The 20,598-nt window shown below is 71.7% G+C and carries 16 protein-coding genes; 12 read left to right on the top strand and 4 right to left on the bottom strand.

Annotation, left to right across the window (positions count from 1 at the left end; translation table 11 throughout):
- Nucleotides 1-11 precede the first annotated feature (11 nt).
- From OG792_RS18125 to OG792_RS18140, 4 genes are all read left to right on the top strand, one after another.
- Nucleotides 12-2,141: a ThuA domain-containing protein gene (locus tag OG792_RS18125; RefSeq protein ID WP_329100377.1), complete on the top strand. Its 2,130-nt coding sequence runs from the start codon at nt 12-14 to the stop codon at nt 2,139-2,141.
- Between the two features lie 49 nt (nt 2,142-2,190).
- Complete coding sequence (locus tag OG792_RS18130) at nt 2,191-5,031, top strand: PQQ-dependent sugar dehydrogenase (protein WP_329100379.1); 2,841 nt, start codon at nt 2,191-2,193, stop codon at nt 5,029-5,031.
- Between the two features lie 83 nt (nt 5,032-5,114).
- Nucleotides 5,115-6,617, top strand: a complete 1,503-nt coding sequence (locus tag OG792_RS18135; RefSeq protein ID WP_329100381.1) for a glycoside hydrolase family 99 protein — start codon at nt 5,115-5,117, stop codon at nt 6,615-6,617.
- Between the two features lie 278 nt (nt 6,618-6,895).
- On the top strand, nt 6,896-7,102 hold the full coding sequence (locus tag OG792_RS18140) for a hypothetical protein (RefSeq protein WP_329100383.1): 207 nt from the start codon (nt 6,896-6,898) through the stop codon (nt 7,100-7,102).
- Between the two features lie 163 nt (nt 7,103-7,265).
- Here the strand turns inward: OG792_RS18140 and OG792_RS18145 are convergent, their stop codons facing one another.
- Complete coding sequence (locus OG792_RS18145; protein ID WP_329100385.1) at nt 7,266-8,804, bottom strand: DEAD/DEAH box helicase; 1,539 nt, start codon at nt 8,802-8,804, stop codon at nt 7,266-7,268.
- 303 nt (nt 8,805-9,107) lie between these two features.
- Between OG792_RS18145 and OG792_RS18150 the strand changes: the two genes are divergently transcribed.
- Complete coding sequence (locus tag OG792_RS18150; RefSeq protein WP_329100387.1) at nt 9,108-9,278, top strand: hypothetical protein; 171 nt, start codon at nt 9,108-9,110, stop codon at nt 9,276-9,278.
- On the opposite strand, the gene OG792_RS18155 is transcribed toward OG792_RS18150, so the two are convergent.
- The gene (locus OG792_RS18155; RefSeq protein ID WP_329100388.1) at nt 9,275-9,610 is read right to left on the bottom strand and encodes a YkvA family protein; all 336 of its coding nucleotides are present in this window, start codon (nt 9,608-9,610) and stop codon (nt 9,275-9,277) included. The two genes, OG792_RS18150 and OG792_RS18155, sit on opposite strands and share 4 nt — an antisense overlap.
- Before the next feature lie 226 nt (nt 9,611-9,836).
- On the opposite strand from OG792_RS18155, the gene OG792_RS18160 reads away from it, so the two are divergent.
- The 5 genes from OG792_RS18160 to OG792_RS18180 all read left to right on the top strand — a co-directional run bounded on the left by OG792_RS18160 (nt 9,837) and on the right by OG792_RS18180 (nt 14,859).
- Nucleotides 9,837-10,574 carry a class I SAM-dependent methyltransferase gene (locus OG792_RS18160; protein WP_329100390.1) on the top strand — a complete coding sequence of 246 codons (738 nt, stop codon included), beginning with the start codon at nt 9,837-9,839 and terminating at the stop codon, nt 10,572-10,574.
- A 180-nt stretch (nt 10,575-10,754) separates the two neighbouring features.
- Nucleotides 10,755-11,720: a FecCD family ABC transporter permease gene (locus OG792_RS18165; protein ID WP_442932483.1), complete on the top strand. Its 966-nt coding sequence runs from the start codon at nt 10,755-10,757 to the stop codon at nt 11,718-11,720.
- Nucleotides 11,721-12,326, top strand: coding sequence for a pyridoxal-phosphate dependent enzyme (locus tag OG792_RS18170; protein WP_329100394.1), 606 nt, complete (start codon nt 11,721-11,723; stop codon nt 12,324-12,326). It abuts the gene before it with no gap.
- Nucleotides 12,323-13,546, top strand: a complete 1,224-nt coding sequence (locus tag OG792_RS18175) for an ATP-grasp domain-containing protein (protein WP_329100395.1) — start codon at nt 12,323-12,325, stop codon at nt 13,544-13,546. The genes OG792_RS18170 and OG792_RS18175 overlap by 4 nt, the downstream gene beginning before the upstream one ends.
- Nucleotides 13,543-14,859: an MFS transporter gene (locus OG792_RS18180; protein WP_329100397.1), complete on the top strand. Its 1,317-nt coding sequence runs from the start codon at nt 13,543-13,545 to the stop codon at nt 14,857-14,859. Before OG792_RS18175 ends, OG792_RS18180 begins: the two co-directional genes overlap by 4 nt.
- Here the strand turns inward: OG792_RS18180 and OG792_RS18185 are convergent.
- A complete protein-coding gene (locus OG792_RS18185; RefSeq protein WP_329100400.1) occupies nt 14,792-16,753 on the bottom strand; it encodes an amino acid transporter in 1,962 nt (653 codons plus the stop codon). The two genes, OG792_RS18180 and OG792_RS18185, sit on opposite strands and share 68 nt — an antisense overlap.
- A 336-nt stretch (nt 16,754-17,089) precedes the next feature.
- On the opposite strand from OG792_RS18185, the gene OG792_RS18190 reads away from it, so the two are divergent.
- The gene (locus tag OG792_RS18190; protein ID WP_329100403.1) at nt 17,090-17,482 is read left to right on the top strand and encodes a hypothetical protein; all 393 of its coding nucleotides are present in this window, start codon (nt 17,090-17,092) and stop codon (nt 17,480-17,482) included.
- A 139-nt stretch (nt 17,483-17,621) separates the two neighbouring features.
- On the opposite strand, the gene OG792_RS18195 is transcribed toward OG792_RS18190, so the two are convergent.
- A complete protein-coding gene (locus OG792_RS18195) occupies nt 17,622-18,932 on the bottom strand; it encodes a condensation domain-containing protein (RefSeq protein WP_329100405.1) in 1,311 nt (436 codons plus the stop codon).
- Nucleotides 18,933-19,522: 590 nt separating this feature from the next.
- Between OG792_RS18195 and OG792_RS18200 the strand changes: the two genes are divergently transcribed.
- A complete protein-coding gene (locus OG792_RS18200) occupies nt 19,523-20,575 on the top strand; it encodes a winged helix DNA-binding domain-containing protein (RefSeq protein ID WP_329100407.1) in 1,053 nt (350 codons plus the stop codon).
- Nucleotides 20,576-20,598 lie beyond the last annotated feature (23 nt).

Genomic DNA, 20,598 nt, shown 5'->3' on the forward strand with positions numbered 1-20,598 from the left:
AAGGAGCAACCATGCGCATCCGTGCGCTCTCCACGGTCCTCAGCCTCGCCCTGGTGGCGACGGCCGCCCTGGTCGGGGTGACCCCACCGGCGGCGTCGGCGGCACCGCTGACCAAGGTGCTGGTCTTCTCCAAGACCGCCGGCTTCCGGCACTCGTCCATCCCGAACGGCATCGCCGCCATCCAGACGCTCGGCGCGGCGAACGGCTTCACGGTCACCGCGACCGAGGACGCCGGTCAGTTCACCACCGCCAACCTGGCCCAGTACCAGGCGGTGGTCTGGCTCTCCACCACCGGCGACGTGCTCGACGCCACCCAGCAGACCGCGTTCCAGTCGTACATCGCCGCCGGTGGCGGGTACGTCGGGGTACACGCCGCCGCCGACACCGAGTACGACTGGGCCTGGTACGGCGGACTGGTCGGCGGCTACTTCGCCTCGCACCCGGCCACCCAGCAGGCGACCGTACGCACCGAGGACCGGTCGAACGTCTCGACCGCGCACCTGCCGCAGAGCTGGACCCGCACCGACGAGTGGTACAACTACCGCGCCAACCCTCGGGCCAACGTCAAAGTGCTGTCCAACCTGGACGAGTCGTCGTACAGCGGCGGGTCGATGGCCGGGGACCACCCGATCACCTGGTGCCAGAGCTACGGCGGCGGGCGGTCCTGGTACACCGGTCTGGGGCACACCGAGCAGACGTACACCGAGGCGAACTTCACCCGGATGCTGCTCGGCGGGATCCAGATCGCGGCCGGGTCCAAGCCGGCCGACTGCCGTCCCGAGGTCGGCTACACCGCGCTGTTCGACGGCAGCCAGGCCAGCCTGAACCAGTGGCGCCAGGCGGGTCCGGGCGGCTTCACCCTGGCCGACGGCACGCTCACCTCGGTCGGCGGGATGGGGCTGCTCTGGTACCCGGTCCGGACGTTCGCGAACTACTCGCTGAAGCTCGACTGGATGATGCCCGGCGACGACAACGGCGGCGTCTTCATCGGCTTCCCCGACCCGCAGGGCGACCCGTGGCAGCCGGTCGACACCGGTCACGAGATCCAGATCGACGCGACCGACGCCGACCCGTCGCGCACCACCGGCAGCGTCTACAGCCTGAAGGCGCCGGACACCGCCGCGCGGGCCGCCGCGCTGAACCCGCCGGGGTCGTGGAACACGTACGAGATCGGGGTGCACGGGCAGCGGGTGGAGATCTGGCTCAACGGAGTGAAGATCAACGACTACACCAGCACCCGGAACATCGCCAACGGCTACATCGGCGTACAGAACGACGGCGCCGGGATGGACATCAACTACCGCAACATCCGGATCAAGGCCGAGGGCGGCAACCCGCCGCAGCCCACCGCCGACCTGGCCCAGGGCAAGCCGACCAGCGCCTCCAGCGTCGAGGCCGGCAGCCCGCACGTGGCGGCGAACGCGGTGGACAACAACCCGGCCACCCGCTGGGGCAGCCTCTCCGCCGACCCGCAGTGGATCTCGGTCGACCTGGGCGCGACGTACAACCTGAACCGGGTGCGGCTGAACTGGGAGACGGCGTACGGCCGGGCGTACCAGATCCAGACCTCGGCCAACAACAGCACCTGGACCACGGTGCACTCGACCACCACGTCGGACGGCGGCGTCGACGACGTCACCCTCACCGGCACCGGGCGCTACGTCCGGGTGTACGGCACCCAGCGCGCCACCGCCTGGGGCTACTCGCTGTGGGACCTCAACGTGTACGGCACCCCGGTCACCGGCACCCCGTCGCTGCTGTCGGCGGGTCGGCCGACCGCCGCCTCCACCGTCGAGACCGGCAGCGGGCACGTGGCCGGCAACGCCGTCGACGGCAATCCGGCCACCCGCTGGGGCAGCGCCTACGCCGATCCGCAGTGGATCTCGGTCGACCTCGGCGCCAGCCGCTCGATCAGCCGGGTACGGCTGAACTGGGAGGCCGCGTACGGCCGGGCGTACCAGATCCAGACCTCGCCCGACGGCACCACCTGGACCACCGTGCACTCGACCACCGCCTCCGACGGCGGCGTCGACGACGTCACCCTCACCGGCACCGGGCGCTACGTCCGGGTGTACGGCACCCAGCGCGCCCTGACCCCCTACGGCTACTCGCTCTGGGAGTTCGAGGTCTACGGCGCCTGACCCCCGCGCTCTCCCCCACACCCCCGGCACCACCCCGGAAAGGAACCCGATGTCCCCTACCCCCCATCGCTGGTCGCGCCTGGTCGTCGCGGCCACCGTCGTCGCCACGACCACCGCGCTCACCCTGGCCGCCGCGCCGAGCGCGGCCCAGGCCGTGGTGATCCCGCCCGCCGACTACCAGCAGGTCGTCCTCGCCACCGGCTCCGCCGAGATCGGCGAGGCCATGTCGCTGGCGGTGCTGCCGAACCGTTCAGTGGTGCACACCGCCCGCAACGGCACCGTCCGGGTCACCGACGCGGCCGGCAACACCAAGGTCGCCGGCAACATCCCGGTCTACACCCACGACGAGGAGGGGTTGCAGGGCGTCGCGGCGGACCCCAACTTCGCCAGCAACCGCTTCATCTACCTGTACTACTCCCCCACCCTCACCACCCCGGCCGGGGACGCCCCGACCACCGGTACGGCGGCCGACTTCGACCGCTGGAAGGGGCACCTGCGGCTGTCCCGGTTCACCCTGAACGCCGACGACACGCTGAACCTGGGCAGCGAGCGGATCATGCTCCAGGTCAACAACGACCGGGGTCAGTGCTGCCACGTCGGCGGTGACATCGACTTCGACGCCGCCGGCAACCTCTACCTGAGCACCGGTGACGACACCAACCCGTTCGAGTCGAACTCGTACACCCCGATCGACGAGCGGACCACCCGCAACCCGCAGTTCGACGCCCAGCGCTCCTCGGGCAACACCAACGACCTGCGTGGCAAGGTGCTGCGGATCAAGCCGCAGGCGGACGGGACGTACACCGTCCCGGCCGGCAACCTGTTCGCGCCGGGCACGGCCAACACCCGGCCGGAGATCTACGCGATGGGGTTCCGCAACCCGTTCCGGATGAGCGTCGACAAGCCCACCGGCATCGTCTACCTCGGTGACTACGGTCCGGACGCCGGTGTCGGCGACGCCAACCGGGGACCGGGCGGTCAGGTGGAGTTCAACCGGATCACCGCGCCGGGCAACTACGGCTGGCCGTACTGCACCGGTACGAACACCACGTCGGAGACGTACAACGAGTACACCTTCCCCTCGGGCCCGTCCCAGGCGAAGTACAACTGCGCCACCGGCCCGACCAACAACTCGTTCCGCAACACCGGCCAGACCACCCTGCCGGCCGCCAAGCCGAGCTGGATCAGGTACGGCGACGCCGGCTCCCCGCCGGAGTTCGGTGGCGGCTCGGAGTCGCCGATGGGCGGCCCGGTCTACCGGTACAACGCCTCGCTGAACTCCCCGGTCAAGTTCCCGCAGTCGCTCGACGGCCAGTTCTTCGCCGGCGAGTACGGCCGCCGCTGGATCAAGGCGATCGCGGTCAACGCCAACGGCACCCCCGGCGAGATCTCCGCCTTCCCGTGGACCGGTACCCAGGTGATGGACATGGCGTTCGGCCCGGACGGGGCGCTGTACGTGCTCGACTACGGCACCGGGTCGAACAACCAGGCGCTGATCCGGGTCGAGTACATCGGCGGCGGCAACCGCAGCCCGGTGGCGGTCGCCTCGGCCACCCCCACCTCCGGGGCGAACCCGCTGACCGTCCGGTTCTCCTCGGCCGGCAGCTCGGACCCGGAGGGCGGGGCGCTGTCGTACCTCTGGACCTTCGGCGACGGGACCACCTCGACCGCGGCGAACCCGACCAAGGTGTACACCGCGAACGGCACCTACTCGCCGACGTTGCGGGTCACCGACCCGACCGGGCTGTCCGGCACGGCCAGCCTGGTGGTGACGGTCGGCAACACCGCGCCGACGGTGAACCTGCAACTGCCGGCCGACGGCCAGCTGTTCAACTTCGGCGACACCGTGCCGTTCACGGTGACCGCCGGTGACGCCGAGGACGGCACGGTCAACTGTGCCCGGGTCACGGTGACGTACTCGCTGGGGCATGACAGCCACGCCCACCAGATCACCTCCAAGACCGGCTGCACCGGGACGATCACCATCCCGGTCGACGGTGAGCACGACTCGGCCGCGAACATCTTCGGGGTCTTCGACGCCACCTACACCGACAACGGCGGCCTCACCTCGCGCGCCACCAAGACGCTCCAGCCGAAGCACCGGCAGGGTGAGCACTTCGGCGCCCAGTCCGGCATCCAGACCGCCGACCACGCCGCCGCCGAGGGTGGCCGCACGGCCGGCTTCGTCGACAACGGCGACTGGATCTCGTACCAGCCGTACCTGCTGGGCAACGCCACCCAGTTCACCGCCCGGGTCTCCTCCGGCGGGGTCGGCGGCACCATCGAGGTGCGTACCGGCTCGGCCACCGGCACCCTGCTCGGTAGCGTCGCCGTCGCGCCGACCGGTGGCTGGGAGACGTTCACCAACGTGACCGCCAACCTGTCGAACGCGCCGACCGGCACCACCTCGCTCTACCTCGTGTTCAAGGGCGTGACCGGGCAGGGGAACCTGTTCGACGTCGACGCGTTCACCTTCACCACCGGCACCGTCGCCACACCCGCGGTGCTCAGTCTGCGGGCGCGGGTGAACAGCCAGTACGTCTCCGCCGACAACAGCGGTGCGGCACCCCTGATCGCGAACCGGCCGGCGATCGGCCCGTGGGAGCAGTTCGACCGGCTCGACGCCGGCAACGGCAACATCGCCCTGCGGGCGAAGGCCAACGGGCTCATCGTCACCGCGTCCAACGGCACCGCGCCGCTGATCGCCAACAAGACGACCATCGGCACCTGGGAGACCTTCACCCTGGTGCGCAACACCGACGGCAGCGTCAGCCTGCGCAGCCTCGGCAACAACCAGTACGTCGCCGCCGAGGGCGGTGGCGCCCAGGCACTGATCGCCAACCGTCCGGCGATCGGCGCCTGGGAACGCTTCGACCTGATCGGCGGCTGACCGCCGCAACCCGGCTGACCGGTGCGGGCGTTCCACCGCCCGCACCGGTCACGGGTCCGGCTCGGCCACTACGGAGGACACACATGCACCGGATCTCCCGCTGGGCGCGCTTCGCCCTGGCGCCCCTGCTGCTCGTCGCAGTCGGGTTCGCCGGCGCGCCCGGCCCGACCGCACAGGCGGCACCACCCGCGCGGGCCACCGTGCCCGCGCAAGCACCCGTCCAGGCACTCGCCGCGCCCGCGTCCAACGTCCACATCTTCTACTACTCCTGGTACGGCAACCCGGCCGTCAACGGCGGCTACCGGCACTGGCAGCAGGGCAACCACACCCCGCCGCAGGACATCGGGGCGGACTTCTACCCGACCCGGGGCGCGTACGACTCGGGTGACGTCGCCACGATCAACCAGCACATGGCCTGGATCAGCCAGGCCGGGGTGGGCACGATCGTCTACAGCTGGTGGGGGCAGGGCTCGTACGAGGACAACCTGGTTGCCCGTACCCTGACCGCCGCCGCCCAGTACGGCATCAAGGTCGCCTGGCACCTGGAGCCGTACAGCGGGCGGACCGCGGCCAGCACGGTCGCCGACATCAACTACATCAACTCCCGGTACGGGTCGAGCCCGGCCTTCTACCGGGACGCCGCGCACGGCAACCGGGCGGCGTTCTACGTCTTCGAGAGCCTGCGGATCACCGACTGGGCCCCGCTGGCCCAGGTGCGGGCGAACAACATCGTGCTGGCCCAGACCACCGACACCTCGAAGGTGGCCAACTTCGGCGGCATGTACACCTATGACGGGATCGCCGGGGCGACCGCACCGGGCTGGGCGAACGCCGCGGCGTTCTGCCGGGCGAACGGGCTGGTCTGGGCACCGTCGGTGGCGCCCGGTTACCTGGACGACCGGGCGGTGCCGGGCAACACCACACCCACCCTGAACCGGGACAACGGCGCCGCGTACGACCGCCAGTGGAGCAACGCGCTGGGTACGCCGACGCCGCCGGACTGGGTGTCGATCACCTCGTTCAACGAGTGGCACGAGGGTTCGACGATCGAGCCGGCGAGTTCCACCCCGCCGGCCGGTCACGGCTACCTGACCTACTCGGGTGCGTACGGGCTGACCGGGACGGCGGCGCAGACCGCGTACCTGGACCGGACCCGCTACTGGGCGGAGCGGTTCAACCCGGGCGTGCCGACGAGCCCGGTGGTGAGTCTGCGGGCCCGGGTCAACAGCCGGTACGTGACCGCCGACAACGGCGGTGCCGCGCCCCTGATCGCCAACCGGACCACTGTCGGCCCGTGGGAGCAGTTCGACCGGCTCGACGCCGGCAACGGCAACATCGCACTGCGGTCGAGGGCCAACGGACTCATCGTCAGCGCGTCCAACGGGACCGCGCCCCTGATCGCCAACAAAACCGCCATCGGTACCTGGGAAACATTCCAACTCGTCCGCAACACCGACGGTAGCGTCAGCCTCCGTTCCCTCGGCAACAACTCGTACGTCGCCGCGGAAAACAGCGGCGCCGCGCCGCTGATCGCGAATCGAGCGGCGATCGGCGCCTGGGAACGGTTCGACCTTATCGGCGGGTAGTCGGTCGACCACTCACCGTTGACCTGGTGAAATGTGCTCCCGAACGGAGCCCGCTCCACCGCTCGAATATCCCCCACCGCCGCGATGATGGAGGCCCCATCGTCCGGCGGTGGCGGGGTATTTACCGCCTGATCGGACGATTTTCGGGCGCCTCACGGATTCAAGGACCGACGGATGAGGCGCTGGAGCCCCGGACAGGGGACGATAAGCGGATGAAGGTCCTATTCCTTGGCGGTCCGTGGCACGACCAACGCCACGAGGTGACTCCCGCTCGATCTGTGGCTGCTGCGCGCTCGCTGCCGATGTACCTGAAAGTTCCGGTTACGTCGGTTGAGGGCGGCGAGTCCGCTGACCCGGCCACGGCGGCCTCCCGGCTGCCGCAGCCACGCGGGCACGTCACCTACACCCGTCGGTACGCCCGTGGGGGCGGCGAACGCCTCCCGGTCTACGTCGCGCCGGACTACGACGGGCCACCGCGGGCCTGAGGCCCGGCAACCGGCCGGCGCGGGGTGGGCGTGCATCGCCCCGCGCCGGGAGATCATGACGGCACTTCCCCCGTGCCGACCACGGCCAGCGGCCCTCACCGCTGGTCATTCCCTCTTCCCCTTGTTCACCCCGGCCGGCGCCGGTCGTGCGTCTGACGCGCGGTCAGCGCCGGCCGCGGCTACCCACCCGGCTGCCGGCCGAGAACGCCGCCGCACTGCCCGTCGAGGCCGTGGGCACCCGGGCCGGACGCCCCGAACCAGCACTGTCCGAGGCCGCTCGGGTCGGTTCTGACCCGTTATGTGGCGATCTGCGGCGCTTTGTCCCACCACGTGCCGAACCACCCGCACCCGCCACGCCATCGGCGGATCCGCCACGGTCCGACCCGGCCCGGACGGTCCCGCCCCGGCTCGACCCGCCGCGACCCGAACCACCACGACCCGAACCACCGCCGGTCGACCCGCCGGTCGACACCGCCGGTCGCAGCGCCGGCGGGGTGGTGAACAGCCGCTCACCCGGAGCGAGCTCGGCGAGCAGGGCGTCACCGGGCCGCAGCGGAGTGACCGTCGGGTTGATGCCGGCCTGACGGGTGAGGTCCCGCACGTCGTTCACCTGGTCCTCGGTCATCAGCGTGACCACCGTGCCGCTGGCCCCGGCGCGGGCGGTCCGCCCGGACCGGTGCAGGTATGCCTTGTGCTCGGCCGGCGGATCGGCGTGGATCACCAGGGCCACGTCGTCGACGTGGATGCCGCGCGCGGCGATGTCCGTGGCGACCAGCGTACGGGCGTCGCCGGTGGAGAACGCCGCCAGATTGCGGGTACGCACGTTCTGCGCCAGGTTGCCGTGCAACTCCACGGCCGACACGCCCGAGGCGACCAACTGGCTGGTCAGCTTCTTCGCCCCCCGCTTGGTACGGGTGAACACGAGGGTGCGGCCGGGGGCGGCGGCCAGGTCGATCAGGACCGGCAACCGGTCGTCGTGGCGTACCCGGAGCACGTGATGGGTCATCGCGGCGACCGGGGACTGGGCCGAGTCGACACTGTGCGTGACCGGGTTGCTCAGGTACCGCCGGACCAGCACGTCGATCCCGGCGTCCAGGGTCGCCGAGAACAGCAGCCGCTGGGAGCCGGCCGGCGTACGGTCGAGCAGCCGCTTCACCACGGGCAGGAAGCCGAGGTCGGCCATGTGGTCGGCCTCGTCCAGCACGGTGATCTCGACCGCGTCGAGGACGGCCTCGCCGGTCGACACGTGGTCGGCCAGCCGACCGGGGCAGGCGATCAGGATGTCGACCCCAGCGCGCAGGGCGCTCACCTGCGGCCGCGCGCCGACCCCGCCGAAGACGGTCAGGGTGCGCAGTGACACGGCCGCGGCCAGCGGGGCGATCGTCGCCTCGATCTGGGTGGCCAGCTCCCTGGTGGGCGCCAGGATCAGCGACCGGGGTCGACCCGGCCGCCGGGCCGGGCGGGTGGCGAGGAGCCGGGCGAGCAGCGGGATGGCGAACGCGTACGTCTTGCCGGACCCGGTCCTGCCCCGGCCGAGCACGTCCCGCCCGGCGAGCGAGTCCGGCAGGGTCGCGGTCTGGATCGGGAACGGGCTGGTGATGCCCGCCCGGTCGAGCGCGCCGACGAGCGGTCCGGGCACGCCGAGTTCGGCGAAGGACCGGGGCGGGGAATCAATCGTCTTACTGGGGCGGCGTGCCGCCATGGAGTGTCTCCGAACGTGGAAGGAATCGCCCTGCACGGCGCTGACCGAACGGTCGCGGCGCGTGGTGGTCGAGATCAGCGCAGGTAGCGGTCGGGACCGGGGCGCTGCATGACCCACTCTACCCGCCGCCGGGCGACGGTCGGCCACCGTACGCCAAAGTCGTGTCGCAGGCTACGGGTACGCTCATGGCACGATGCGTTGCGGTCTCCGGCATCGACCGGATCCACCCCGCTCGTCCCTTCCGCACCCGACTCGCACCTGCCTGCGGGTGAGCCGCGCACCGGCGCGCAAGCATTGGAGCAGATGTTGACCGATGTGACCGTTCACGACCCGAACCCGTTCGGCGACCTGCCGAAGGACCCGGCAGCCGAACAGCGGCCGGAGGTCGACGTGAGCCTGGCCGCGATGACCCGACTGCGTACCCCGTTCGAGGTCGCGGCCGAGCCCACCCCGCCCGGCGACGACCGCGCCTAGGGTTTCGTCCCGACTCCCCTGGCCGTCGGCTGGTCGATCCGAGGCTCGGCGGACCGACCACCGATGATGCCGTGCTTCTTCGCCAGGTGCCCGAGGTAGGTGATCGCGCCGAGCAGGATCCCGATGTCGTCCAGGTAGATCGGATCGGGCAGGACGTCCACCGGCGAGATGCCGTAGATCACCGCCGCCCAGAAGGCGAACCTGCCCGGTAGCGGCATCCGGCTGCTCCGGATCAACGACCTCATCCTGAGCAGCCTGACGACGAGCACGATCGCGACCACGAGCGTCACGGCGGCCACGACCACCAGCGCGACGACAAACCACGAATCCACACGTCCTCCTGAGTTCCGGTGACCGGCAGCCGGTCCGCCCCGTCGGACGGCCGACTTCGGACAGGATGGTTCCTGCCCCGATCGCTCGATCATTACGCCACACCGACGCTCGTCGGGACAGCCGGGAACCACCGGCCCGCCGGGACCGACTGATGTCACGACGGCGCGCGGTGTCCGGTGGACCGCCGCGTACGCGCATCAGGCCGGGCCCGAGCGGAGGAAACGCGTGCACTGGTACGAGGACGACGGGCTGTGGTCGGGATTCGGCGCACTCATGTTCGCCCCCCGTCGGGCGGTCGAGGCGGCACGGAACACGACCGAGTCGCCCCTGCTCGCGTTTCCGGCCGGGGCCCGGGTGCTCGACCTGTGCTGCGGACCCGGTCTGTACCTGGTGCCACTGGCCCGGCAGGGTCACCGGGTGACCGGCGTCGACCTCAGCCCGGCCATGCTGGACCGGGCCGCCGCCACCTGCGCCGACGCCGGGGTACGGGTCGAACTGGTCCGCGCCGACATGGCCGAGTTCGTCCGGCCGGCCGGCTTCGACGTGGTGCTGAACATGTACACGTCGTTCGGGTACTTCGCCGAACCGGCGGACAACCTGCGGGTGCTGCGCGACGCGTACGCGAGTCTGGTGCCGGGCGGGCGGTTGCTGATGGACGTACTCGGCAAGGAGATCCTGGCCGGGTGGGTGGGGCGCCCCCAGGCGGTCGACCTGCCCGAGGGAACGGTGTACCTGCGGGACACGATCCTGGACGACTGGACCCGGCTGCGTACCGAGTGGACGCTGGTGCACGACGGGACCGCCCGCTCGGCCACCATCACCTCGTACGTCTACAGTGCCGCCGAGCTGCGCTCCTTGTTCGAGCAGGCCGGCTTCACCGAGGTCGAGTGCTTCGGCGGGTTCGACGGCGGCCGCTACGACAACCACGCCGAGCGGCTGATCGTCCGCGGAATTCGAAAGTAACGGATTTGCTCAGGAACCGACGGGACCGCGGCGCCCACTACTGAAACGTGGCGAACCATAACGAGCCGGGTAACACGGCGGTCGACGCCGACCGCCCCACCCGACGACGACCACCGGTCCGCACGGCCGGATACGTACTCCTGCTCGGTCTGGTCCTGGGGGGGGTCGGCGCTGGCCGCGATCGCGCTCGGCCCGACCGTGATCCCCCTGCCGGACGTGGCCGGATACCTGGTCGCCGCGCTCACCGGCGGCACCATCGGCGCCGACGAACTCACCGGCTACACGATCGTGTGGCAGGTACGCACCCCACGGGTACTGCTGGCCATGGTGGTCGGTGCCGGACTCAGCGTGGTCGGGGTCGCGGTGCAGGCGATGGTCCGCAACCCGCTCGCCGACCCGTTCGTCCTCGGCATCTCCTCCGGCGCCTCGGTGGGCGCCACCTCGGTCGTGGTGTTCGGTCTCTTCACCGGCCTCGGCCTGTACGCGCTCTCCACCGCCGCCCTGCTCGGCGGCCTGTTCGCCGCGGCCCTGGTGTACCTGGCCGCCCGTGGACCGGCCGGGTTGACCCCGCTGCGCCTGGTGCTGACCGGGACAGCGCTGGCGTACGGGTTCCAGGCGGTGATGAGTCTGCTGGTCTTCCTCTCCCCCGACGGGCAGGCCGCCCGTACCGTGTTGTTCTGGCTGCTCGGCAGCCTCGGCGCGGCGACCTGGGGTTCGCTGCCGCTGGCCGCCACCGGCGTGGTCCTCGCGATGGTGCTGCTGTCGCGTTCGGCCCGGGAGCTGGACGCGCTGGCGATGGGCGACGAGACCGCGGCGAGCATGGGGGTGGACGTGGTCGCGTTGCGCCGCCGGCTGTTCGTGCTCACCGCCGCCGTCACCGGCCTGCTGGTCGCGGTGAGCGGCGCCATCGGTTTCGTCGGCCTGGTGATGCCGCACCTGGTACGCATCCTGGTCGGCTCCGGCCACCGCCGGGTGCTGCTGGTGGCGCCGCTGGTCGGGGCCGGTTTCATGGTCTGGACCGACCTGGCGTCCCGCACCCTGTTCGCACCCGAGGAACTGCCGATCGGGGTGCTCACCGCCCTGGTCGGGGTGCCGGTGTTCGTCACCCTGATCCACCGCCGCGGCTACCTGTTCGGGGGGCGCTAGATGGAGCACCTCGGCTACCACGAACTCGCCACCCTGCTCGCCGAGGCGCTGCCCGGTGACGACCTGACGGTGGTCGGCTCGGTCGGCACCGGCGCCTCCACCGGTGGCCTCGCGCAGGCGCTGCGGGCGGCCGGGCGGCCGGTACGCCTGGTCGGGATCCAGCCGTTCGGCAGCGTCACCTTCGGCAGCGACGGCTTCGCCGACCCGGACGCGATCATCGCCGGCATCGGCAGCGCCATCCGGTTCGACAACGTCCGGCACGAGTTGTACGACACCATCCACTGGATCGACTTCCGGCACGCGATGGCCGGCGCGGTCGACCTGCTGCGCGCACACGCGGTCTTCGCCGGCCTCTCCACCGGTGCGACGTACCTGGCCGCCGGCTGGGAATCGGCCCGCGACCGGCACCGCACCCACCTGGTGATCGGCGCCGACACCGGACACCGGTACGCCGAACGGGTGTTCACCCGGCACGCCGAGGCGGACGACCCGGCCGGGCTGCGACCACGGGAGATCAGCTCGCTGGCGGAGCTGGCGCTACCGTGGTCGGTGCTCGAATGGGGACGCCGACCGTGGTTGCAGACCGAACCGGAGGCCGCCCGATGACCATCGCCCTGCTGGAGGCGCTCACCTTCGGGCTGGGCCGGCTGGTCGACGCGGCGGACCGGGCCGGCGAACGGCTGTGCCTGCTCACCCACGACCGGGGCTGGTACCGCCACGAGCTGTCCCGGCTGACGCCGAACGCCCTGGACATCATCGACGTCGACACCCACGACCGGGCCGCCTGCGCCCGGATCCTGCGTACGGTGCCGGACCTGCACGGGCTGATCAACTCGACCGACACCTGGGGGATCACCGGCGGGCTGCTGCTGGACGAACTCGGGCTGCCCGGCACCGACGCCGACACCTGGCGACTGCTGCGGGACAAGCGCCGGGTACGCGCCCTGCTGCACGAACACGGGCTGAGCCGGGGCACCGCGGTCGACGTACCGGCCGGTGGGGCGGACCGGGCGGCCGACGTACTGGTCCGGGCGGTCGGGCTGCCGCTGGTGCTGAAAGACTCGGCCGGCACCTCGTCGCGCAACGTGTGGATCGTGCGGGACCGCTCGGAGCTGGCCAGCACCCTGGCCGAGGCCACCGCCCGTCGGCTCACCGGCCGGCTGATGGCCGAACCGTTCCTGGCCGGCCCCCTCTACAGCGCCGAGACGATCAGCTGGTCCGGCCAGACCCGGCTGCTCGGCGTACTCAGCCGGCAGGTCTCCCGCGAACCCCTGGTACGCGAGGAGGCCGCGGCGTTCCCGGTCGCGCTGCCCGAGGTCGAGCTAGCCGCCGTACGGGACTGGGTGGGGCGGGTGCTGGCGACGGTCGGACTCGACCGAGGATTCGCCCACGTCGAGTTCGTCCTCACCACCGACGGGCCGGAACTGGTCGAGATCAACGGCCGGATCGGTGGCGCCCTGGTCGGCGAGGTGCTGTCCCGGTCGCTGCGGACCAACGTGTACGAGGCCCTGGTGGAGCTGGCCCTGGGACGGTCACCGGCCCTGCTGACCGCCGACCCGGTCGACGGGCCGGCGGTCGCCTTCGCCCTGGTCTACGCCGACCGGATCGGCACCCTGGGCGGGGTGAGCGGGCTGAGCGGGCTGGTCGACTTCCCCGGCACCCCGCGCTGGTACCCCACCGCCGCCGTCGGCGACCGGATCGAACACCTCACCGACCAGCGCGGCTGCACCGGCATGGTGCTCGCCGAGGCGGGTACCGCCGAACTGGCGCTGCACCGGGTGCTCAGCGCCGCCGGCACCGTACGCCCGGTGGTCGTCGCCGGGTGAGCGGGCGCTCGGCGGCCGGCGGCCGACCGGCGCGCGGATGGCGAGCCTGGACCGGGGCCCAGCGCTTCCTGCTGGCCAGTTCCTTCCTCATCCCGCTGGGCAGTTTCGCCGTGCTGCCGTTCATGTCGGTCCTGCTGCACCAGCGCCTCGGGCTCGGGCTGGGAGTGGTCGGAGCGGTCCTCGCGGTCGCCGCGCTGGTGCAGTTCGCCGGTGGGATCGTCGGCGCGGCCGTCGCCGAACGGATCGGACTGCAACGCACCATGCTGCTGGCGCTGGTGATCCGTACCGTGGGCTTCGCCGCCTTCGTCCCGGGCCTGGACCGGCCCCCGGCGGCGATCGCCGCACTCGTGCTCACCAGTTGCGGGGCCGCGCTCTACCTGCCGGCGAACAAGGCGTACCTGATCCACCGGGTCGCCCCCGACCGCCGACCGGGCCTGCTGGCGGCGAGCGGTTCGGCGCTCAACGCCGGCATCGCGCTCGGGCCGCTCGCCGCCGGCCCGTTCGTGCTCAACGCGTCGGCGCCGCTGTTCGCCGTGGTGACCGGGCTGTTCGCGGTCGTGACGATCGGCCACGCCCGGCTGCCGGTCGAGGACGGCACCGAGCCCGGACGCACCGAGCGGGAACCGGTCGACCGACCACGGCGGGTGCTGGCCGAAATACCCGCGCTGCCGTTCGCGATCACCACGGTCAGCGTCTACCTGTTCATGTTCTTCCAGCACTTCCTCGCCGTGTACGCGGTCCCGCGTACCTCCGCCGGGTACTACGGCGCGGTGCTGACGGCGTACGCGGCGGTGATCGTGGTCGTGCAGCCGCTGCTCGCCGGCTGGATCGGGCGGCTGAGCCACCGGGCCGCGATGCGGATCGGGTTCACCGCCATGGGCGGCGGCATGGCCGCACTCGCCGCCGGCCACCCGGTGGCGATCCTCGGCGGTGCCCTGCTCGTCTGCCTGGGCGAGGTGGTCCTCTTCCTCAAGAACGAGCTGACCGCGCTGGCCGCGTCGACCCGTCCGCCCGCCGTGGTCTTCGGTCAACTCCGGCTCGCCGCCGGGATCGGCGCCTTCGCCAGCGGGATCGTCGGCGGGGCCGCCTACCAGTACGTCGACCGGCTCGGTCGTACCCCGTTGTTCTGGCTTGCCGTGGCCGCCCAGTGCCTGCTGCTCCCCCTGCTGGTCGGGATGCTCGCGGGCCGGGGTGCCCGAACCCCGGCCGACCCGCAACCGCCGGCGGGCGACGGGCCCGGCGGGGTCATCCGACGTGCACCAGGGGGCGGCGACGCCGATCCGGTTCTGCCTGGCGGAGCACCTCGCGGGTGAGCGGGGCCACCTCGCCGTCGCCGAAGAAGAGGTAACGCAGCAGGTACATCAGCGGGTTACCCTCGGTCCAGGCAAAGTAGATGTGCGGCAGCTTCCCCGTCGTGTCCCGGACGTGCAGCAGCAGGCCGGCGATGGCGTTGGCGATGCTGGCGCCCTCCAGCCGGAGGATCCGGTAGCCGAACCGCTCCTCGCCGGTGACGATCAGTTCCGACTCGAACTCGGACGGGTCGCGGACCGTCACCTCCAGGAAGAGGACCGGTTCACCGTCCGGGATGTGGTTGTCGTGACGCTGCTCGGCCTCCTTCTCCCGGTACTCGGTCTCGTCGCGCTCGTTGGGTTCGTTCGCGATGATGTGGATCTCCCCACGCTCGACCACCTCGGCGAGGTAGCGCTGCGCCACCGGGTCCAGGCGCACACCGCTGACGCGCAGTTCGGTGGCCCGGAACACTCGGGACAGGATGGAGGTGGCGATGATCGCGGCGATGAACAGCGAGGCGATCCGGACACCGTCGGGGCGTTCGATCACGTTGGCGACCGTGGTGTAGCCGAGCACCAGCGTGATCAACGCGAACGCGACGGTCGCCCGGCGCCGGTGCCGTCGCCACGAGGACAGGGTGACGGCGAGCGCGGCCGAGGTGATCAGCACCAGTACCCCGGTCGCGTACGCGCCGCCCTGGGCGGTGACGTCGGCCTCGAACACCACCGTGATCAGGAACGCGATCACGGTGAAGACCAGCACCAACGGGCGTACGGCGCGGGCCCAGTCGGGCGCCATGCCGTAACGCGGCAGATACCGGGGTACGAGGTTGAGCAGACCGGCCATGGCCGATGCGCCCGCGAACCAGAGGATCAGCACGGTGCTGATGTCGTAGACGGTGCCGAAGCCGTTGCCGACGTACCGGTGGGCGAGGAACGCCAGGGCGCGCCCGTTCGCCTCGCCGCCGGCCTCGAACTCCCGGTGTGGGATGAGCACGGTGGTGACGAAGCTGCTGGTGATGAGGAAGACACTCATGATGATCGCGGCGCTGGTGAGCAGCCGGTGCGCGCCCCGGATCCGCCCCTGGGGCCGGCGCGGGTGGTCGTTGTCCCGCCCCTTGATCAACGGCATGACGGCGACGCCGGTCTCGAACCCGGACAGGCCGAGGGCCAACCGGGGGAAGACCAGCAGGGCGACGACCACGATGCCGAGTACGTCGGGGTGCTCGTCGAACAGCAGCCGACGCCAGTCGGAGACCAGCCCGGGATTGCCGATCAGGTGCCCGAACGACACCGTGATCACTACCAGGTTCAGCAGCAGGTAGACGGCGACCAGCACCACGGCGATGCCGATGGCCTCCTTGAAGCCCTTCAGGAAGACCGCCCCGAGCAACGCGACCAGCACCAGGGTGACCTCGACCTGCAACCCGCCCAGCGACTCCGGCAGGTACGGGTTCTCCATGATGTGCGCGCTGGCGTCGGCCGCGGACAGCGTGATCGTGATGATGAAATCGGTGGCGGCGAACCCGAGCAGCGCCAGTACGAGCAGTTTGCCGTTCCAGCGCGGCAGTAGCCGCTCCAGCATGGCGATCGATCCCTGGCCGTGTGAGCTCTCCCGGGCCACCCGCCGGTAGACCGGCAACGCGCCGAACAGGGTCAGCGCCACCAGTACGAGGGTGGCGATCGGCGAGATCACCCCGGCGGCCAGGGCGGCGATACCCGGCTGGTAGCCGAGGGTGGAAAAGTAGTCCAGGCCGGTCAGGCACATCACCCGCCACCACGGCCGCTGGTGCTCGGCACTCTCGGCGGTGTACGGACCGCTGGCCCGGCCGGGTTGCAGACCGTGCAGGAGCCAGCGGCGTAGCCGCCCACCGGCGGGCTGCGCCGCCCCCGGCTCCCCCATCGCCTGACCCGCCACGTCGTATCCCCCGCTCGGGCGGCCCACCATTCCCGCCGCGAGCCATCGTCACCCGCCCCGGACCGTCGCCGTGGAGAAACCGACCATCCGACACCGTCCCCGCCGTACCGGGGGTTCGCGGCGCCGACCGTGGTGCCCGGCCGTTACCCGTCCGCACGCCCGGCAAACGTCGAGGCCGGGGCAGTGTGGTCCGCACATGACCCGTCCGGGTCGAGGCCGGGGCGGCGCGGCCCGTATGACCCGGCCGCGTCGAGGCCGGGGCGGTGTGGTCCGCATGACCGGTGCGGGAGTGGGCACACACGGGTGCCCCTACAGACCCGTCAGCGAGGTGAGTCCATGGCCGCGAAGAAGCAGTCCACGACGAACGGCGAGGCGGTGAACGCCGGTGAGGGCGGCCCGGAGTCGGTCGGGCCGTGGGGTACCACCCGTGGCCTGGACCAGGACGCGCCCTGGGGGGTCGAGGAGGACTCGCCGCTGGACGAGGGAAGCGAGCCGACCGCGGTCACCGAGGGGCGTCGGGGCGAACGTCGGGCCGGGCAGCCCGCGGCCGCCGGTGGCGACGGCCTCGGCACGGTCGAACCAACCCCGTTCCACGAGGCCGGCCCCGGCTTGACCCCCGACACGCCGGCCCACCAACCATTCCCGAACGACAGTTCAACGGGTTCACTCGCCGACAATCCCCTCGAAGAGGAAACCGGCATGCGCCCCGAGCCCCCCGGCGGCCCCTAACCCGCCGCCGCCCCCACCAATCCCGTCGACGATCTTGCACTTGTGGCGCCCGACTTAGGGCATTCAACCTGATTTGTCCACGACCACAAGTGCAAGATCGCCGGGGGAGTCGGGGGCGGGGAGGGAGGGGGAGGGGGCGTTATCGCCATGGCCATGGGACGGTTTTGAATGCTGCGTTGACCAGGAGATGTTCGAGGTCGCGCAGGAAACGTTCGATCTCCTCGGGTGGCAGGTGGGCGGTGTCCGCCGTGAGGGCCAGTCCCACGGCGCCGGGTCGGTCGACGATCTCGATCCGGGTACGCCAGGTGAAGGTGTCGAGCCCGTGCGTCAGGGCGAACGACGAGCGGCCCAGCGCAGCCCGTACCTCGGTTTCGTCGGTGGCCCGGCCGAACAGGTCGATGTCGGTGGAGAGCCGGATGTCGTTCAGGTAGACATGCGGGTTCACCCCCACGGCGTACGGGTATCCGGCCGCCCGGAACGCCTCCCCGAGCCGGATCGGGTCGTAGTAGGCGTGCCGGTACGCGTCGAGCGCGGCCCGCCAGACCCTCGGCAGCAGGTCGGCGAAGTCGGGCCGGTCGGCCAGGTCCACCACCACCAGGCCGAGCTGGTTGAGTTTGGCGATCGCGTCCCGGTAGCCGTCCATGGCCCGGTTGTTGGCCATGGTGTGGATGCCGACGACGTCGTTGCCGGACCAGGCGGCGGCGATCACCGAGGTGGCCGCCAGCAGCACGGTCGAGCTGGTGACCCGATGCCGGTCGGCGACCAGCCGGATGGCGGTGTCGGCGGCCGGGGAGGTCAGCAAACCGCGTTCCCAGCGCGGCTCGCGTGGCGGACCGAGTCGGGGCAGGGTGTCGGCGGGGAGGCGGCCGAAGCTGTCGACCCAGTGGGTGACCGCGCGTTGCGCCCGGCGCCGCTGGTCGGCTTCCTGTTCCCGGCGGGCGATGTCGGTCGACTGGAGGCCGGCCGGTGTCGCGATGGTCCCGCGCAGCAGCAGTAGCCGCAGGTCCCGGAGCACCATCTCGGCCGCCTGGAAGTCGACCGTGGTGTGGCTGAAGACCACCACGACCTGCCGGACCAGGCCGTCGACCAGCACCAGCGCCACCCGTTGCGGCCACTCCAGCGCGTGGTCGAACTGGTGGTCGGCCAGCCGCTCGGCGACCGTACCGGCGAGCGCGGCACCGTCGTGGTCGGCCGCGCCCGGTCCGGTTCCCGGGTCCGACCCGGTGTCGGCGTGCACCAGCAGGACCGGCAGCTCGCCCCGGTCCGCCACCACCTGGCGCGGTTCCCCGTCGACCAGCCGCAGCCGGGTACGCAACGAGCTGTGCCGGCCGATCAACGCACCGACCGACCGCAGTACGCCGGCGGTGTCCGCCGAGGCCCGGTGGGGCACCGACATCGTCCGCCGCATGGTGATCATCACGTATCCCGGCCCGTGCCGCTCGATGGCCATCCGGAGCGCGCTCTGTCCCCAGGTCAGTGGTGCGGATGGTTCCCCGGCACCCACGAAGCCGGTACCCGTCCACTCGGTTCTCGCCCCCGGAATGGTCGGGGCGGGCGGCTCCGGCACGCTCGTGGCGACGGGTCGGGCCGGGGTCGCCGGCGCTGGTGCTGGTGCTGGTGCCGGTGCTGGTGCCGGCGCTGGTGCTGGTGCTGGTGCCGGTGCTGGTGCCGGTGCTGGTGCCGGTGCCGGTGCCGGTCGGTCGGAGTCCTCGCGTACCGCCACGGCGCACCTCCGCTCCATTGTCGACCACGCTCATGGCGGCCGCCACCGATCGGGGCAGCTCGATCCGACAAGTATCCGTTGATCGGGGCGGGCTTCGAACATCCCTCAAGAAAGCGCATTCCTGTGACCGATCGGCCGATCCCCCGAGCCGTACGACCGGACCGGTCGACGGCGGCGACCGGCGGGCCGCCCGGCCTCCGGCGGTAGCGCCGCGACGGGAGTGTCGGACCGGTCTGGCATCCTCACGGGATGAACCCGGCCCACCCCCGGTCGCCGCGACCGTGGCCCGCCACCGGGCCCGCGTGGTCATGACGGCGATGTCCGAGATCGGTCCGCTCCGGCTGGCGGCACAGCATCTCGTCGGTCCCGGGCTGCCGACCGCGACCGAGGCGGTGCGCTGGCTGACCGCCGTCCAGGCGCAGGACTTCCCCGGCGCCCTCACCTCGGTCGCACTGCGTACGGCGGGCGGCAGCCGGCAGCTGGTCGAGGCCGCGCTCGACCGTGGCGAGATCGTCAGGTCCTGGCCGATGCGCGGCACCCTGCACCTCGTCGCGGCCGAGGACCTGCCCTGGATCCTGGCGCTCACCACGCCCCGGATGGTGGCCCGCGCGGTCGGCCGCCAGGCCCAGCTCGGCCTCGACCCGGCCACCCTCGAACGAGCGCGGGAACTGGCCGTGGGCGCGCTGGCCGGCGGCCGGCGACTGGGTCGTGACGAGCTGCTCGGGGAGTGGAACGCCGCCGGTGTGGTGACCGGCGGCCAACGCGGCTACCACCTGATCTGGTATCTGGCGCAGACCGGCACCCTCTGCTTCGGGCCGGTCCGCGACCGCGAACAGCTGATAGTGCTGACGGACGAGTGGATAACGCGGCCGCGCCGGCCGGAGCGCGAGGAAGCACTCGGCGAGCTGACCCTGCGTTACTTCCGCAGCCACGGTCCGGCCACGGTGAAGGACTTCACCAGGTGGACGAACCTGGTCGCGGCCGACGTACGGGCCGGGCTCGCGCTCGCCCGACCCGCACTCGACCGGATCGAGGTCGACGGGCTGGAGTACCTGATGGATCCGGGTACGCCGGAGCGGCTCGACGCCGACCGGGCGCGGGCCGCAGGGGTTGTCCTGCTGCCCGGCTTCGACGAGTTCATCCTCGGCTACCGGGACCGGGGCGCGGTGCTTGCGGCCGAGTTCGCCGATCGCATAGTGCCGGGCAACAACGGGGTGTTCCGGCCCACCGTGGTCGGCGCCGGCCGGGTGCTCGGCACCTGGGCGTACACCGGCCGGGGCGCGAAGCGGACGATCACCGCGACACCGTTCGGCGAGTTCACACCCGAGGTGGCCGAGGCGATCCCACGGGTGCACGCCACCCTGCCGTGACGGCCAGACCGGACGCACCGTGG

Origin of the sequence: Micromonospora sp. NBC_01699, assembly GCF_036250065.1 — a bacterium.
In the GTDB taxonomy this organism is placed as follows: domain Bacteria; phylum Actinomycetota; class Actinomycetes; order Mycobacteriales; family Micromonosporaceae; genus Micromonospora_G.

Excerpts from the sequence above, each read along its gene's own strand:
- OG792_RS18125 (WP_329100377.1), top strand. The coding sequence starts at position 12 with ATGCGCATCCGTGCGCTCTCCACGGTCCTCAGCCTCGCCCTGGTGGCG.
- OG792_RS18130 (WP_329100379.1), top strand. The coding sequence starts at position 2,191 with ATGTCCCCTACCCCCCATCGCTGGTCGCGCCTGGTCGTCGCGGCCACC.
- OG792_RS18135 (WP_329100381.1), top strand. The coding sequence starts at position 5,115 with ATGCACCGGATCTCCCGCTGGGCGCGCTTCGCCCTGGCGCCCCTGCTG.
- OG792_RS18145 (WP_329100385.1), bottom strand. The coding sequence starts at position 8,804 with ATGGCGGCACGCCGCCCCAGTAAGACGATTGATTCCCCGCCCCGGTCC.
- OG792_RS18150 (WP_329100387.1), top strand. The coding sequence starts at position 9,108 with ATGTTGACCGATGTGACCGTTCACGACCCGAACCCGTTCGGCGACCTG.
- OG792_RS18170 (WP_329100394.1), top strand. The coding sequence starts at position 11,721 with ATGGAGCACCTCGGCTACCACGAACTCGCCACCCTGCTCGCCGAGGCG.
- OG792_RS18175 (WP_329100395.1), top strand. The coding sequence starts at position 12,323 with ATGACCATCGCCCTGCTGGAGGCGCTCACCTTCGGGCTGGGCCGGCTG.
- OG792_RS18190 (WP_329100403.1), top strand. The coding sequence starts at position 17,090 with ATGGCCGCGAAGAAGCAGTCCACGACGAACGGCGAGGCGGTGAACGCC.
- OG792_RS18195 (WP_329100405.1), bottom strand. The coding sequence starts at position 18,932 with ATGGCCATCGAGCGGCACGGGCCGGGATACGTGATGATCACCATGCGG.
- OG792_RS18200 (WP_329100407.1), top strand. The coding sequence starts at position 19,523 with ATGTCCGAGATCGGTCCGCTCCGGCTGGCGGCACAGCATCTCGTCGGT.